This window comes from Pseudoalteromonas sp. 0802 (genome assembly GCF_013350085.1).
Lineage (GTDB): Bacteria > Pseudomonadota > Gammaproteobacteria > Enterobacterales > Alteromonadaceae > Pseudoalteromonas.
In genome coordinates, this window is sequence record NZ_JABVXE010000002.1 from 57,392 (window position 1) to 72,269 (window position 14,878).

General features: G+C 41.7%; 15 protein-coding genes. 4 read left to right on the top strand and 11 right to left on the bottom strand.

All coding sequences use genetic code 11. The features are described 5' to 3' along the window. Positions 1-44 precede the first annotated feature (44 nt). From HUS61_RS05025 to HUS61_RS05040, 4 genes are all read left to right on the top strand, one after another. The gene (locus HUS61_RS05025; RefSeq protein WP_054553375.1) at positions 45-281 is read left to right on the top strand and encodes a hypothetical protein; all 237 of its coding nucleotides are present in this window, start codon (positions 45-47) and stop codon (positions 279-281) included. 69 nt (positions 282-350) lie between these two features. Next, complete coding sequence (locus HUS61_RS05030; protein WP_175081383.1) at positions 351-1,583, top strand: exonuclease SbcCD subunit D C-terminal domain-containing protein; 1,233 nt, start codon at positions 351-353, stop codon at positions 1,581-1,583. Further along, positions 1,580-5,233, top strand: coding sequence for an SbcC/MukB-like Walker B domain-containing protein (locus tag HUS61_RS05035; RefSeq protein ID WP_175081384.1), 3,654 nt, complete (start codon positions 1,580-1,582; stop codon positions 5,231-5,233). Before HUS61_RS05030 ends, HUS61_RS05035 begins: the two co-directional genes overlap by 4 nt. Positions 5,234-5,242: 9 nt before the next feature. Then, a complete protein-coding gene (locus HUS61_RS05040; protein WP_175081385.1) occupies positions 5,243-5,905 on the top strand; it encodes a class I SAM-dependent methyltransferase in 663 nt (220 codons plus the stop codon). 1,128 nt (positions 5,906-7,033) lie between these two features. Here HUS61_RS05040 and HUS61_RS05045 read toward each other — a convergent pair. The 11 genes from HUS61_RS05045 to HUS61_RS05095 all read right to left on the bottom strand — a co-directional run bounded on the left by HUS61_RS05045 (position 7,034) and on the right by HUS61_RS05095 (position 14,830). Further along, positions 7,034-7,333 (bottom strand): hypothetical protein, encoded by a 300-nt coding sequence (locus HUS61_RS05045; protein WP_175081386.1) that lies wholly within the window; start codon positions 7,331-7,333, stop codon positions 7,034-7,036. 81 nt (positions 7,334-7,414) lie between these two features. Next, positions 7,415-7,645, bottom strand: a complete 231-nt coding sequence (locus HUS61_RS05050) for a hypothetical protein (protein WP_175081387.1) — start codon at positions 7,643-7,645, stop codon at positions 7,415-7,417. A 113-nt stretch (positions 7,646-7,758) separates the two neighbouring features. Next, on the bottom strand, positions 7,759-8,019 hold the full coding sequence (locus HUS61_RS05055) for a hypothetical protein (protein WP_175081388.1): 261 nt from the start codon (positions 8,017-8,019) through the stop codon (positions 7,759-7,761). A 288-nt stretch (positions 8,020-8,307) separates the two neighbouring features. Then, positions 8,308-8,679 carry a hypothetical protein gene (locus HUS61_RS05060; RefSeq protein ID WP_175081389.1) on the bottom strand — a complete coding sequence of 124 codons (372 nt, stop codon included), beginning with the start codon at positions 8,677-8,679 and terminating at the stop codon, positions 8,308-8,310. Between the two features lie 126 nt (positions 8,680-8,805). Beyond that, positions 8,806-9,261, bottom strand: a complete 456-nt coding sequence (locus tag HUS61_RS05065) for a hypothetical protein (RefSeq protein ID WP_175081390.1) — start codon at positions 9,259-9,261, stop codon at positions 8,806-8,808. A 533-nt stretch (positions 9,262-9,794) separates the two neighbouring features. After that, complete coding sequence (locus HUS61_RS05070) at positions 9,795-10,085, bottom strand: hypothetical protein (RefSeq protein WP_166338207.1); 291 nt, start codon at positions 10,083-10,085, stop codon at positions 9,795-9,797. Between the two features lie 646 nt (positions 10,086-10,731). Next, positions 10,732-12,429: a gamma-glutamyltransferase gene (gene ggt, locus HUS61_RS05075; protein WP_175081391.1), complete on the bottom strand. Its 1,698-nt coding sequence runs from the start codon at positions 12,427-12,429 to the stop codon at positions 10,732-10,734. Between the two features lie 134 nt (positions 12,430-12,563). Continuing rightward, a complete protein-coding gene (locus HUS61_RS05080; RefSeq protein WP_175081392.1) occupies positions 12,564-13,376 on the bottom strand; it encodes an ABC transporter substrate-binding protein in 813 nt (270 codons plus the stop codon). 26 nt (positions 13,377-13,402) lie between these two features. Continuing rightward, positions 13,403-13,771: a response regulator gene (locus HUS61_RS05085; protein WP_175081393.1), complete on the bottom strand. Its 369-nt coding sequence runs from the start codon at positions 13,769-13,771 to the stop codon at positions 13,403-13,405. A gap of 70 nt (positions 13,772-13,841) precedes the next feature. Continuing rightward, entirely contained in the window at positions 13,842-14,384 is a 543-nt protein-coding gene (locus HUS61_RS05090) for a DUF6942 family protein (protein WP_175081394.1), read from the bottom strand. Next, positions 14,381-14,830, bottom strand: a complete 450-nt coding sequence (locus tag HUS61_RS05095) for a YaiI/YqxD family protein (RefSeq protein WP_054563136.1) — start codon at positions 14,828-14,830, stop codon at positions 14,381-14,383. Before HUS61_RS05095 ends, HUS61_RS05090 begins: the two co-directional genes overlap by 4 nt. Positions 14,831-14,878: the final 48 nt, after the last annotated feature.

Here is a 14,878-nt window from a genome sequence, read left to right on the forward strand (position 1 = left end):
AAACCCCAAAATGTTTGGTAATCAGCATAGAATTCGGTGAGCGTATGGATTTCTATATCCTAAAAAAACAACAAGAACTAATTGCAATTCCAGCGGACGAACAAAATTGTAAACAGTACCTAGATTCAGGGTATTTTTATATCGACAAAGTAGCGGCATGTAATGAAACAAATGCCCTTAAGATTTTACAAGCTAAGCAAACTAAAGCGCTTAAAGTACCTATGATAATGGCATTGTTAGCATTGCCTATGGTGGTTTTTGCTTGGTATAGCTTAAGTTAACAAACCAGGCTGGGCATCTTGGCTCAGCTTAGGTATATTGACGCTCTTAATAAATAATAAGAGCGTTTAATGAAAGTCCTTCATACATCTGATTGGCATTTAGGCCAACAATTCTACGAGCATTCCCGATTCGATGAGCATCAAGCATTTCTAGCTTGGTTAACCGATACGCTTGTGTCAGAACAGATCGACTTACTACTGGTTGCGGGTGACATTTATCATACGGCAACACCTCCTGCCAGCGCAGAAAACCAACTCTACCAATTTATTAAAACCACTAAGCAACATTGCCCTGACTTACACATAGTGATTATTGCTGGCAACCATGATTCAGCAAATCGTATTATGGCGGCAAAACCTTTATTGGCTCAGTTTGATACCCATGTTGTTGGCCGCTTTGATAGCAATGCTCCTCATGAAGTAGTACTGCCAATCAGCACAAAAAACGGCGATGCGAATGTTGTTGCCATGCCATTTTTACGTAGCAGTGATTTAAGCAGCTATAACCGCCAACAAGAGCAGCCGTTAAGTTACAACCAGGCCGTTGCCCTTGCTTACAAAGATGCATTGCAAGCAGCAAACGAATTACCTAACGCGCCATTAATAGCTATGGGCCACCTGCATGCAAAAGGTGGAGACATCTCATCTGATTCTGAACGTAACTTAGTTATTGGTGGTGAAGATGCGATATCGGCAAGCATATTTACTGATCAACCTGATTATGTTGCGCTAGGGCATCTTCATAAAGCTCAGACCGTCGCGAAGAAAGACACCATTCGCTACAGTGGCACGCCAATGCCGATGTCATTTTCTGAAAGACGCTATCAGCATCAAGTTGTGATAGTAGAGCTTAGTGACTCAGGTACTTCTGTAAACCCCCTTTACATTCCTAGCTTTTGTAAAGTCATGTTGCTACCAGAAAAAGACTGTGTGCCACTGAACGAACTCTGTGAGCTTATAAAGCAACTCGATTTAACAGATGAAGATTTAGCGCCATACTTGCGGGTTAAATTGAGCGCCCATGACACGGACACCACTTTTAGGGAACAAATAGAACAAGCCCTTGAAGGTAAGCAGGTTAAGTTTTGTGGTATTGAAAGGGTACGTCAGCAAAGCAACCAGCAAGACGATGAACAAACTCTATTTGAAGATGTCTCGCAAATTGAAGCGCTAAACCCACATTCACTTTTAGAGCAAGCATTTGCAAACAATAAAGATATGGCAGGGCAGGCGGTGCCAAAAGAATTAGAAAGCTTACTAAGCCAAGTGATCGATGAGTTGAATGCAGAGGACCTACTATGAAAATTTTAGCGATTCGTGTTCACCAACTCGCCTCTATCTTAGACGCCGAAGTCGACTTTAGCGCTTCACCATTAAAAGAAGCAGGGTTGTTTGCCATCACCGGTGATACTGGCGCCGGTAAAAGCACATTACTCGATGCCATTTGCTTAGCGCTTTATAATAAAACCGCAAGGTTACGCGGCGATACAGGCAATAAAATTGACTTTAACGGCGACAATATAAAACTCAATGATTCGCGTAATTTATTACGCCGCGGGGCAGGGCAAGGCTATGCCGAAGTTGACTTCGTTGGCCAAGATAAACAGCAGTACCGAGCAAGGTTAAGTTTTAGCCGAGCGCGTAATAAAGCCGATGGCAAGTTACAACCTGCACAACATAGCCTGCACTCTTTACCTGATGAAACCCTTATCGCTGATAGAAGCGCAGCAAGTAAAGAAATCGAGCGTATTATTGGTTTGAGCTTTGAGCAGTTCTCAAGAGCAGTACTGCTTGCGCAACATGAATTCGCCGCATTTTTAAAAGCAACCGGGGATGAGCGTGCGCAACTACTTGAATGCTTAACAGGCACCGATAAATTCAGCCGCATTGGCCAGCGAATTTTTGAACGCCATCGTGATCAGCTGCAAGCATTAGAGCAGTTAAAGTTAAGTTTAAGTAACTATCAGGTTTTAAGCCCTGAAGAGGTCGAAACGAAACAAGCAGAACAAAAAGCGCTTGAGGCTAAACTTGCTGAGTTGCAAAAGCAAATAAAACAATTTGAACAGTACCAAACGTGGTACAAGCAAGCATCTCAGCAGCAACAGCAGCTAAACCAGGCAGAGCAAGCAAGGCAAGAGTTACAGCAACAAATGCACGCGCTTGCTGAAAAAGCCACTGAAGCGAAACAAGCCCAGCAATGCCTAGAAATAAAAGATAACCGCGAGCGCGTTACTTCGATTGCTGCTCAACATGGGCAACTTATTAAAAACCGTGAGCAGCTTTTAAATGTTGACCATGAAACACTGATCAAAGACGCTGAGCAAACACTTGAGAAGCAAACCGCGCAACTAAACCAAGCAAAGCAAGCACAAAAAGACGCGCAGCCTATTATTAGCCAGGCCCGTGAGTTATATAAGCAACTTGCCGTATTAAACCAACAAGCAGCAGCGCAAAAATTACAAGCAGAGAAAGCAAAACACCATCATCAAGAGCTGACTATTACACTAAATAGCCATAAAGCAGAGCAGCAAAAACAGCTCGATCAACAAGCACAAATAAATAGCTATTTAGAAACACACGCACAATGGCAACCATTAGCAAAAGACTGGTCATTCTATAAAAGTGAGTTAAGCCGCTTTAGCCAGCAACAGCACACAATTAGCCAATCACAGCAAAACGTAAAAGCTCTTCAACCTAAAATTGATGAGCAGCAAACAGCTGCGCAGCAGTGTAAAACTCAATACCAAGCCCTTGAGCAAGAAATTAAGCGCCTAAATGAGCAAGATACCGCCTTTAAATCGAGTTTAAACACCCAATCAATGGCAGATATTGATGCGGGGCTTGAGGCGATTAAGCACCTGATTGAAAAGCGCCAAGTATGGCAAACTAATCATCAGCAGTTAAAAAATTGGCAAACCCAGCTAAACACATTAAGCCAAACTGAGCAGCAACTACAAACAGCATTAAAAGATGCGCAGCAAGGGGCAGAGCAAGCGCAGCAGCAGGTTTCGTTTTGTGAGCAAAACTTACAGCAAGTGCAGCTTAGAGCCAGTGAAGGGGTCAGCCAGTTACGCGCTACCTTAAAAGCAGGGGAGCCGTGTGCAGTATGTGGCTCAAAAGAGCACCCGTTTATGCATGAAGAAATGGTTAACGAGCAATTTAGTCAACTTATTAACGACTTTACCAACCAGCTAACTAATGCCAAACAGCATTTAAAAGCTCAGCAAGCATTACAGCAAGCTAAAAGTAATGAGCTGGCGGCATGTAGCCAACAGATAAGCTCGTTAACTGGGCAAATCTCAGAGCTAAGCGCGCAACAACAAAGTCTCAAAGAAACCATGGCAGCTAATCGTACTGAGCTAAATGATTTAACCGAAGAGCAGTTAAGCGAGCGTCAACAACAGCTCAGCCTGCAAAAACAGCAATACTACAAAACCCTTGAGCAGCAACAACAACTGCAAAACACGCTTGCGGCTAAGCAAGCTGAGTATAATCAGCAAGGGCAAACGCTACATAGCAAAGAGCAGCAGTTAAACGAATTACAGCAACAGCTGAATAATCAGCAAACACGTTTAAACGAGCTCAATGATGATCATCAGCAACTCTATACCGCACTAAATCAACAGTTCGCCAGTGCACCTTGGTGGCAGGCACTCAATACACAAAGCATTTCTTTAGAGAACATTGCAGAGCACGTTGAGGCTTATCAAGCTTCGCTGCAAACGGCAGATGAGCTTAAAACTAGCTTAAAAGCCATTGAGCAGCACCTTGCACATGTAACGCCGCAACTTAACGAAGCACACGCCTCTTTAACTCAGTACAACGAGCAACTAAGCCAAACTGAAAACGAACTCACGCAGATACAATCAAAGCGCGAGGGCTTATTTAGTAACGCAGCGATATCGGTAGATGAGTTTATAGCAGAGCTTGAAAAGGCGATAGATTCAGCGCAGCAGGCACTGCAACTTGCCCAAGCAACCCATAGTAACGCGATAAAAGCGCGTGACGAACAAGCCATTCAAATCGCCAATTTTGACGAGCGTGAAAAAGAACTCGCCGCAGAGCAAGGGGCACTTAATGAGCGCTTTAGTCTGTGGTTTAACGATTTTAAAGCGCAGCACCCAAGCTTGGATGAGCAAGCCGTTAGTCAGTTATTAACGATAAGCCCCGCTGAAATTAAACAAACTCTAGCAGATTACCACACCAGCGAAAGTAGCTTAAAAGACGCAGAGGCGCTTTTAAAACAACGACAACAGGCTTTGGCTCAGCATCAAAATGATAAGCCAGCTCTCGGTGAAGATGAGCTGCAATTACAGCTTAATCAAGCCACAGAGCAACAAGTACAAGCGAATAACGCATTATTGCAAGTTGCGACTGAGCTTAAAACCCATCAACAAAATAGCCAAGCGCTTGAAGACAAACAAAAGCTATTAGTTGAGCAGCAAAAAAACTATGAGCACTGGCATTTACTCAATAAGGTCTTGGGGGATGCCAGCGGTAAAACCATGCGTAATTTAGCGCAAACGCAAACTTTAAAAATACTGCTGCACTACGCGAATAGTCACTTACAGACACTAAATAAACGCTACAAATTAACAGCCATAGGGCAAACGCTCGATATCGCTATTATCGATAAAGACATGGCCGATGAGCAGCGCTCTGTTAATACATTATCGGGGGGTGAGTCATTTTTAGTATCGTTAGCACTAGCGCTTGGGCTTGCTTCGTTGTCGTCGAATAAAGTACAGATAAACTCTTTGTTTATCGACGAAGGGTTTGGTACGTTGGACAGTGAAACGTTAAGCATCGCGATGGATGCTCTTGATTCACTACAAGCACAAGGCCGCAAAGTAGGGGTTATTTCGCACGTATCAGAAATGACCGAACGCGTTGCCACGCAAGTGCATGTGGCGAAAAAACCAGGTGGTTATTCAACCATCTCAGTTATTTAAAGGATTAGCATGCCAACTTTTAATCACGAAGAAGCAAATCACTACGACGAACGCATTTTGCGCCTAGTTCCAGGTTATGAGCTATTACATCAAGCAACCGCAGCCCAATTAGCAACCACGCTTAACGATGATGCGTGCATTTTAGTGGTTGGTGCCGGAACTGGTAAAGAAATCATCGAATTAGCGGCGCTAAAACCAAGCTGGCAGTTTATTGCTCAAGACATTTCACAAGACATGCTCGATATTGCCGAGCAACAGTTTGGCCAGCATAACATCAGCGATCGCGTGACAGTTCACTGCGGTGATATCAACGACATCGACACTCAATGTGACGCCGCACTGTGTTTACTAGTAATGCACTTTGTTGAAGATAACGGCGATAAAAAAACGCTGTTAAAAGCGATTCACAGCAAACTTAAAAAATCGAGCAACTTATATATTGCCGATTTAATGCGCCCAGAAACCGCTTTTGAGCGCGAATCTCAACTACAGCTGTGTACGCAGTTAGGTTTAACCGAAGTCGGCGTAGAACGCATGCGCCACAACCTAGAGCACGAGTTTTACCCATTAGACCGCATTCGTTTTTCTGAGTTAATGAATGAAACCCGCTTCAGCACCCCAAAACAGTATTTTAAAGTGCTTGGTTTTGCTGGGTATGTGGTTGGGAGTTAGCTGTTTTATAGAGCTGTCAGCTTTCAGCCGTCAGCTCTCAGATTTAAACCAACAAGTTAGCAAGCTTCAAGGGGAAAGAGTAAAGTTACATCGCGTAGGCGTGAAATTTATTTCGCGCGATGGCTTGTAGATTGGCTAGAACGCAGCAAGACCCAACAAGTTAGCGAGTTAAGAGAGCTGTCAGCTTTCAGCCGTTAGCTCTCAGATTGAAACCAACAAGTTAGCGAGCTACAAGTGGAAAGAGTAAAGTTACATCACGTAGGTGTGAAATTTATTTCGCGCGATGACTCGTAGGTTGGGTAGAGCGCAGCGAAACCCAACTAGTTAGCGAGTTTCAAGGGGAAAGAGTAAAGTTACTTCGCGTAGGCGTGATATTTATTTCGCGCGATGACTCGTAGGTTGGGTAGAGCGCAGCGAAACCCAACTAGTTAGCGAGTTTCAAGGGGAAAGAGTAAAGTTACTTCGCGTAGGCGTGATATTTATTTCGCGTGATGGCTCTAACTTTACTCTTTGAATTTACAAACTTTATCTTGCCTTGATTCAAGCAACTCAATTCTGAATATGTACGTTTTAAGAAGTCGGTTGTATTAGGTGAGTTTCGCGTAAAGTTTATTTCGAGATAACGCAGCATAGCGGGCAGATTATGCTTGGCTAAAATGCGGAGAGAAATGGCACTCCCCATATGTTACTGCCCCAACAAACCCGCAAGCGGTTTAAGTAGTTTGCTATATGACAATGCCTAAAGCTGCCTAGTTAAATACAAAACTAGAAGTATTTCTAAGCCCATAAACACGACACTCATAATAATGTCAAAAACCTTCCAAACTGCGCCACGCTTTGAATACTCAATGAGAACTCTTTGCTGATATGACGACGATAGAAAATATAGCCAGCCACGGTAGACCCACTTAAAACTGCTTCCAATTTCAGAAATAAACTCTAGCAATCAGCAACTCCTGACACATAAACAGCATAAGTAAAATTGGGAAACTATTCTTCCTGACATTTAACGCCGTGCTAAACCACACAAAATGCTTAGCTAAAATCAGCGAAGAAGGAGCGCAAGCCAAGCGTTTTTCATCCTTTAGAGCTCGTTGGGTAAGCGAAGTGGTGTTTTGATGGCGCTTGTTAGGCTTGTGGCCGAAAATAAAATTCATAGTGAGTAATCTCTGATGGATCTTCATTGATAGTTTCAATAGCTTCCATAGACGTTATTTGTCTTTCCCTGCTGAATGATGCGTTGAATTCCATATGTGGTTGTCTAGTACCATCTGAGAAAACTGTAAAGGCGTCGTACCCCAAGAAGTAAAAACCTTTTTCGTATAACAACTCAATCACTCTTAAAGCCTGTTCACGAGCGATTAGTACACCTGATCCGATGATGATATAAGGTAAACCCCAATCTTCATATAACTCAGAACTTTTCATTTGATACCAACACCCCAATAAGCGGCAAGTTACGAGCGTAAGCTAAGTTTTAGACCCCCGTTTAAACGGCTTGTTATATGGCTACTTACTCTTTCTCTTTATTAAATAAACGATATATCGATAACTGAAAAGCAGAGCAAATACTATTAAACCAAATTTAAATGGAAACCACTCCAAGCCTGTTTCTGCAAGACCGACTAAAATACATAGCCTATAAAGAGGCTCCCAAACGATACAAACTAGAGAATAAGCAAAAGCATCTGGCGCAAGTAAAATAGCAAATTTTAGCTTCTCTTTTAGTAAATTAAACATCAACTCTCGATATACACGCCCCCATAAAGGGCTAAAATTATTGGCCTAAATTAGCGACGAAGCAGCGCCGTGTTTTTGCCCCAATATCCATATGGAACGAATCCATGCTTTTGTTATATGGCATTTTGTAAAAGTGCTCGTTTAATTTTGGCATGTATTTCAACACTTTTTGAGCAGGTTATTGAATGGGCAGAAGCTAACTCCCTATTTACCAAGCTATAGAGGTGTTGAAACACAAGATTAGCTAATTCGTCTTCAGTTATAATGCCTTTTTCCATGCAAATATAGCTTTCCCGGTTAACCAGAATTTCCGTTAATTTATCTACTACGTCGTTTGATTTTGGTTTTGAAACACCTAAGTCTTCCGCAATCAAATTGCAACATTCAATAAGTGCTTTTTCGGAGTAACTGATAGTGATTCCCTCATAGCAGATAAAAATTTTACAATGCGCGCTTCGCGCATCTTTTTGTCGATATCACGCTAATGTATTTAGTAAATCTACTATAAACAAATAACGTAATACATTGCTAACTTTACTCTAGTAATTCGCTACCAAAGCCTCAAGAGGGGCCACTTTTAAGCTTGGCTTAAATACGGAGCTAAATGACTGAGCTCAGGTGTTTATGTCCTTGGGAACACAGTGAACGGCAACATTTGTTTGTTATATTTCGTCTTCAAAAAAAGCTAAAACAAATGGCTCAACTGTTTCATCCAGTTTGGCTAATTCAGCTTTACATACATGGTTTGCGAAGCCTGATTGTGCTACACCTCCATTTAATGCCAGCTCACGTAATACTTCTTTTACCATGCGTCGTTTGGTTAGACCACGAGAAAGTACGTTTAACCTGCGACTTATTGAACTATGAATTACTGGTCGATCAAAGCGAGAGTTTTCGAACAACTCGGAGCTCAAAACAACCTGATCGATAGCCATTTTCCACTCTTCAGGAACCAAAGATAAAATACGTTTTATATCTTTTTTATTAAGAGAGTGAAAAGGTTCAATATTTAATTTTGCAGAGATAATCTTCATACCCAACTTCCGAGAAATATAACGTCGCAATATGGGCCATATTAAGCTTGGCCTATAATTAACTATGAACGAGCGCCAACTAAGCTTTAGACATCCATTAATTAATGCGTTTATTAGGCATGCTTACTATTCGGCAATTGCTTTGCGCCCAAATGTTAAACACAATTCGGTTTCCCACATTACAGAAATTTCGACGGAATAGTTTTCTTGCTCCATGATTTGAATCTCTCCTTCGTACAAATTATTATTTGATAGCCAGTCAATAGCCTTTTTCCAAGTGCTATTTAGAGTTAATTCTTCACGATTCTCTTCTTGAGGGAGGCATAACAGTTGAGTTCCATCACTAAGAATTTCTTCTTTACAATCTTTGTCTATATCATGAGAAGTATAGATCAACGTTACAGTTGGCCAACCGCTAGAGTTTTCAATAACTCGAGGAATCGAGATACGATAACTGTTTTCACTCTCTAACTTTTCAAGATTAATTAACGAATCATACTCTTCACCTTGATTCGGTAACATACAAGCGCAAACCAATCGAGGAAGAAATAAAAATAATAAAAAAATCAAACGTTTAGTCATGCGCACCTACCCCCTGTTAATATGCAAACTTTTTGGTTATGAACTGGAGCGGAGCCAAATCAGCCAACTGAATTTTGTTCACTATGAAACTGTTCGTTATATGCTTTCACATCGGAGTGTGCCAAATACTGAGGCTGGAATAACTTCGCATTTTTGTCCGTTTCTATCAACTCTTAGTGCATCTCCACATTGAGTTTCCTTTTTTATTAACTGCGAGTTTTTATAATTTTTTGAGCCACATATCTCTTTAGCTTTCCGATGCCAATATGGAACTAATTGTTTAGGGTCACTAGCCGGAGCTCTTACGCTAAGACCGTAGCTTGACTTGCTATTTGCTACTTCTGTTATTCGATATTCTATATCAATTGTCGCATTGCAAGCCCAGCTTACACTCAACAGCAAAAGTAAAATTAGGATACTATTCTTCATGACATAACGCCGTGTTAAGCATCACAAAACCCTTGGCTAACATTTGCGACGAAGGAGCTCAAGCCAATCGTTTTGCGTCCGTCCTTAAGCACTTTGTTATGTTTTCAATTAAAGTTGATCGCCTTTTTTGACCACACTTTGTCAAAGTCATTTTCTGTTAAAAGCGTACAAGTACCGTAACTCCGATCATTTAAATTATCTGGTGTTATAATACCTTCGGGTAATTGACCATAAGAATCAGCTTGATGCTGCTTCGAATACTTAAGAAGCTCAGCATTTGGTTGTATCTCAATACTTTTAATAATTTCGCCCAGTTCATTAATTTGCCAATAGCAATTGATATTATCATCCAAACCAACTGAGTTGCCATTTGAAGAATACTTTACAAATTTCAATTAAACCTCAGGAAAACATAACATTTTAGTATTTATGCGACACGCATATTTCTGTCGATGCCACGCTCATTTATTTAATAATTCTATTATTACCAAAGAAGGTAATGCATTGCTAACTATAAATTTTTTATTGATACTAAAGATGTTCAGAAAAAATGGCTCAACGCTGATTTTCATCTTATTTGCAGGGTATATGGTTGGGAGTTAGCGGGCAATGAACCATCGCGCGAAATAAATTTCACGCCTACGCGATGTAACTTTACTCTTTACTCTTGAAACTAATTAGCTGATTTGAATCTGAGAGCTGACGGCTGATAGCTGACAGCTCTTTTAACTCGCTAACTTGTTGAGTTTCGCTGCGCTCTAGCCAACCTACGAACGATAGATTTTTATCGGTACTAAAGATGTTCAGAAAAAATGGCTCAATGCTGATTTTCATCTTATTTGCAGGATATATGGTTGGGAGTTAGCGAGTAATGAAGCATCGCGCGAAATAAATTTCACGCCTACGCGATGTAAAATCGCTGCTACATCAAGGCTCGCTAACTTTACTCTTTACTCTTGAAACTCATTAGCTGATGGTTTTGAATCTGAGAGCTGACGGCTGATAGCTGACAGCTCTTTTAACTCGCTAACTACCGAGAGCCTAATACCCCGCGGCCTGTCCGTCTTTACGGGTTTCTGATGCGCCGTAATAAACGCCGCTTTTTGGGTCTTTCAATATAGCTTGATAACCACCGTATGGGCCAACCGCGTCTTGTAATGTGTGGCCTTTTTTCATTAACTCACGGCGGGTTTCCATTGAAAAACCTGACTCTAAGCTAACAAAACCACCGTCTTCCATGATCTCACCGGTTGGTTGCGATGAACCTGTGTGCAGAATACGCGGTGCATCACCGGCTTCTTGTAGGTTCATGCCAAAATCAATCATGTTGATAAGTATTTGAGCATGCATTTGTGGCTGTGTGGCACCGCCCATTACGCCATAACTCATATATGGCTTACCATCTTTGGTGACAAACGCAGGAATGATTGTATGAAATGGTCGTTTGCCTGGCTCATATTGGTTCATGTGGCCTTTTTTAAGGGCGAACATTTCGCCACGGTTTTGCAATACAAAACCTAATTTTGCCGGTGTCATACCTGAGCCCATGCCGCGGTAATTACTTTGAATAAGTGAAACCATGTTGCCGTCTTTGTCGGCGGTCGTCATATAAATGGTATCGCCTTCTACTGGGCCTGCATGGTCACGTTTTGCGGCTTTGTTAGGGTCTATCAGTTTGCGTCTTTGGTCAGCATATTGCTGTGAAATAAGTGTTTGTACGGGAATGGTGTTAAATGCTGGATCGGCGTAGTACTTTGCACGATCTGCAAACGCGAGCTTTTTCGCTTCAACAAAGGTATGTACGTATTCTGGGCTATCAAAGCCCATTGCTTTGATATCGTAACCTTCAAGAATATTTAGAATTTGCTGTGCAGCAATACCTTGACCATTTGGTGGTAATTCCCAAAGCGTATACCCTCTATAATCGGCGCTCACAGGCTTAACCCATTCACTATGATGGGCAGCTAAATCTTCATAGGATAAGTAGCCGCCGTTTTCTTTCATGTAGCGACCAATTTCTTTAGCAATATCGCCTTTGTAAAAGGCATCTCGGCCGCCTTTGGCTATTTTACGATAGGTGTTTGCAAGGGCAGGGTTCTTAAAGATTTCCCCTTTTTCTGGCATTGCCCCATCAGCCATATATACATCTTTAAAACCTGGGTATTTACCACGAGCAGCCACACTTTTTTGCATATAATAGGCAATCAGTTCAGACACAGGGAAGCCATTTTCAGCGTAGTCGATTGCAGGTTGGAGTAAGGCTTTCATAGGTGTTTTGCCAAACTTTTTATGTAACTCAAACCAACCATCTACCGCACCCGGTACCGACACAGGCAAGGGCCCATAAGCAGGAATGTAGTCACCTTGTGCTTTTAAAGTATCAAAAGACAAGCTTTGTGGTGAACGACCAGAGGCATTTAAACCGTAAAGTTGCTTGCTTTTGTTATCCCAAACAATGGCAAATAAATCGCCACCAATTCCACACCCGGTCGGTTCAACCAAACCAAGTACTGCATTTGCTGCAATAGCAGCATCAATGGCATTACCACCGTCTTTTAATACTTGTAAGCCTACTTGCGTAGCTAACGGCTGTGATGTTGCAACCATCCCTGATTGTGCGATGACTTCAGAACGACTAGCAAAGTTATGGCCAGTGATGCGATCGTAAGCTTGAGTGGCGCCTGTTGTGCCTATGCATACTGCTAGCACTAAGCTCTTAATGAGTGGAGTTGATTTCATAGTTCTGCCCTTTTTATTTGTCACTATAAAAAGCAATTTAAGATGAGGCAATGGCTTTGCGTTCGAGCGCGAAAAATCGCGATTGACTTCTAAAATAAAAAAATAGCGGCTAACTTACCTAAAACCACTCCAATTTAATAAATAGCAGAACCATTTAAGCACTGCTGTGCAACTGTCGATGCTTCGCCGTGAGAGTGCATATCCTCTGCTACAAACTGATCAACAAGAGAGTCAATCAGGTTTTCTTGCTTCATGGTATCGAGGGCGTGTTGCAGCTTAGTGATCAACTCTGGCGATGTGTTTTTGTTAAGTGCTAAGTAATTACCCACCAAGGCAGGATGCTTTAACTCAAATACCGGCGTGACTTGGTCTGGGCTCATACCTACATTCATCAACTGTGATGAAAGAGTGAGAGAGGAGCCAATCAGCAAGTCATGCTTACCTTGCTTAAACATTTTTAGCTCTTCAAACTTTTTTGAGTAAGTTAAAAATTGCTGGCCTTCAGCAAGGTTAAAATCAGCAAGAACGGTTTGATAAACATCACCACGAGATACGCCAATGGTGTAGTTTTGCAACGATTGTGTACTCGTTACTTTAATGTCATTACGGTTATTTAAACGGTATAAACATGAATGCCCAGATACCAAAGGACCAACCCAATAAAATTGAGTTTCTCGCTTTGCGGTGCGTGAAGTAGAGTAAATTCCAGCATTCGGTTGGGCGAGTGTTAGTGACATTGCGCGCTTCCAAGGCAATACACTAAACGTACAGCTCAACTTGGCTCTTTCACACAAAGATTCCATGATTTTGGTGTTAATACCGGTGAGTTGATTGTGCTGCACAAAGTTATAGGGAGGGAATACTTCAGTATACAAAGTCAATTGTTCAGCACTCGCCATTGCAGTGCTGGCAGTGAATAAACTTACTATTGTTAAATGCTTAAACATCGCTCTTAACTCCAGTTTTTAACAGGTTATTCTGGTTTAACAATTCGACTTAACTGTTTTTGCAGTGTATTTAAACAAAATGGCTTAATGATAAAACCGTTCACTTTTGCTGTGATCATCTCGCTTACTGTTTGTTTACTGTCTTCGCAGGTTACCATCAATACAGGTAAATCACTTAGGACTGGGTTTTCGCGAATATGATTAAGCAAACATTTGCCATCCATTTTCGGCATATGCAAATCAGTAATCACCAGATCAAAGCTGTGTTTTTCGAGTAAATCAAACGCTTGAGCGCCATCAGTCGCCTCCGTTATATCGTTATAATCAAGCCTGCGCAACATGTTTATTAACACATGGCGCATAAGTGGCATATCGTCAACGACCAGTATTTTCATCTAGATTACTATTAAGTTTTACAATATTTAAAGCTTAGTTTGCTAACTCAATAACGCAATAAACCAGAAACTAAGAAAAAATATCTGCAACTAGCTGGCTAAGTCGTGCAATTTTAATGTTGCTCAACTGGCGGTAATCAAAATATGGGCAAACAATCACTTTATCAGATTTACTAATAGCAAATTCATCATCAAGCCAAGTTAATTGGCAATGCAAAAGCCCGTCATTTATAAGCTGCTTAGCATGGGTTCGCCCTGCAATTATATGTAATTGCTCTGGTTTGCCTAATATCGGTGGGCTAAACAGTAATGCAGTTTGGCTATGTACTTGCAGTAGTTGTCCATCGCGAAAGCTCTGCCAATCAGGTGCTCTTTTAGCAAAATCATAATATTCACTTGGTAGTGCAAAAAGTACTTTGCCATACACATTAAAAACTTTGCGCCAACCATTTCCACATGCTTGGTTTATTTCGTTTATCTGGCCGGGTTGCATTGCATGCAAATGGTCAAGCTGTTGCCAAGCAGGCATCGGCGGGCGCTTTTCTATATAAACAGCGACTTTAAACGCCTCATCACCAAAACCTTGCAGTGGCGCACTATTAACGACACTCATGACTTTTTAGCGAGGATTCGATCAAGATTATTTGCAAAGTTTTGTCGGTCAGCCTGGCTTAACGGCGGTGGGCCACCGGCCATTTCAACGCCACTTGAGCGCATTGTTTCCATAAAATCACGAACATTTAAACGTGAGCGAATGTTTTCAGTCGTATACAACTCACCGCGTGGATTAAGCGCTTGTGCGCCTTTTTCGATAACTTCAGCAGCTAAAGGAATATCACCGGTGATCACCAAATCATTGGGCTCGATGCGCTTAACAATTTCGTTATCGGCAATATCAAACCCAGAAGATACCTGCAAACGGCTAATATACTTTGAAGGGGGTACTCGCATCGCATGGTTCGCCACTAATGTGGTGAAGGTTTGTGTGCGCTCTGCGGCACGAAATAATATTTCTTTAATAACGACGGGGCAGGCGTCTGCATCAACCCAAATCTTCATGCTGTTCTCAATAATTGATTTAAAACTTTAATAGTTTACCGTAATTGA

What these genes read in the sequence shown, in the direction of transcription:
- HUS61_RS05025 (WP_054553375.1), top strand. Translation starts at nt 45, where the DNA reads ATGGATTTCTATATCCTAAAAAAACAACAAGAACTAATTGCAATTCCA.
- HUS61_RS05030 (WP_175081383.1), top strand. Translation starts at nt 351, where the DNA reads ATGAAAGTCCTTCATACATCTGATTGGCATTTAGGCCAACAATTCTAC.
- HUS61_RS05035 (WP_175081384.1), top strand. Translation starts at nt 1,580, where the DNA reads ATGAAAATTTTAGCGATTCGTGTTCACCAACTCGCCTCTATCTTAGAC.
- HUS61_RS05040 (WP_175081385.1), top strand. Translation starts at nt 5,243, where the DNA reads ATGCCAACTTTTAATCACGAAGAAGCAAATCACTACGACGAACGCATT.
- HUS61_RS05045 (WP_175081386.1), bottom strand. Translation starts at nt 7,333, where the DNA reads ATGAAAAGTTCTGAGTTATATGAAGATTGGGGTTTACCTTATATCATC.
- HUS61_RS05050 (WP_175081387.1), bottom strand. Translation starts at nt 7,645, where the DNA reads ATGTTTAATTTACTAAAAGAGAAGCTAAAATTTGCTATTTTACTTGCG.
- HUS61_RS05060 (WP_175081389.1), bottom strand. Translation starts at nt 8,679, where the DNA reads ATGAAGATTATCTCTGCAAAATTAAATATTGAACCTTTTCACTCTCTT.
- HUS61_RS05065 (WP_175081390.1), bottom strand. Translation starts at nt 9,261, where the DNA reads ATGACTAAACGTTTGATTTTTTTATTATTTTTATTTCTTCCTCGATTG.
- ggt (WP_175081391.1), bottom strand. Translation starts at nt 12,429, where the DNA reads ATGAAATCAACTCCACTCATTAAGAGCTTAGTGCTAGCAGTATGCATA.
- HUS61_RS05080 (WP_175081392.1), bottom strand. Translation starts at nt 13,376, where the DNA reads ATGTTTAAGCATTTAACAATAGTAAGTTTATTCACTGCCAGCACTGCA.
- HUS61_RS05085 (WP_175081393.1), bottom strand. Translation starts at nt 13,771, where the DNA reads ATGAAAATACTGGTCGTTGACGATATGCCACTTATGCGCCATGTGTTA.
- HUS61_RS05090 (WP_175081394.1), bottom strand. Translation starts at nt 14,384, where the DNA reads ATGAGTGTCGTTAATAGTGCGCCACTGCAAGGTTTTGGTGATGAGGCG.
- HUS61_RS05095 (WP_054563136.1), bottom strand. Translation starts at nt 14,830, where the DNA reads ATGAAGATTTGGGTTGATGCAGACGCCTGCCCCGTCGTTATTAAAGAA.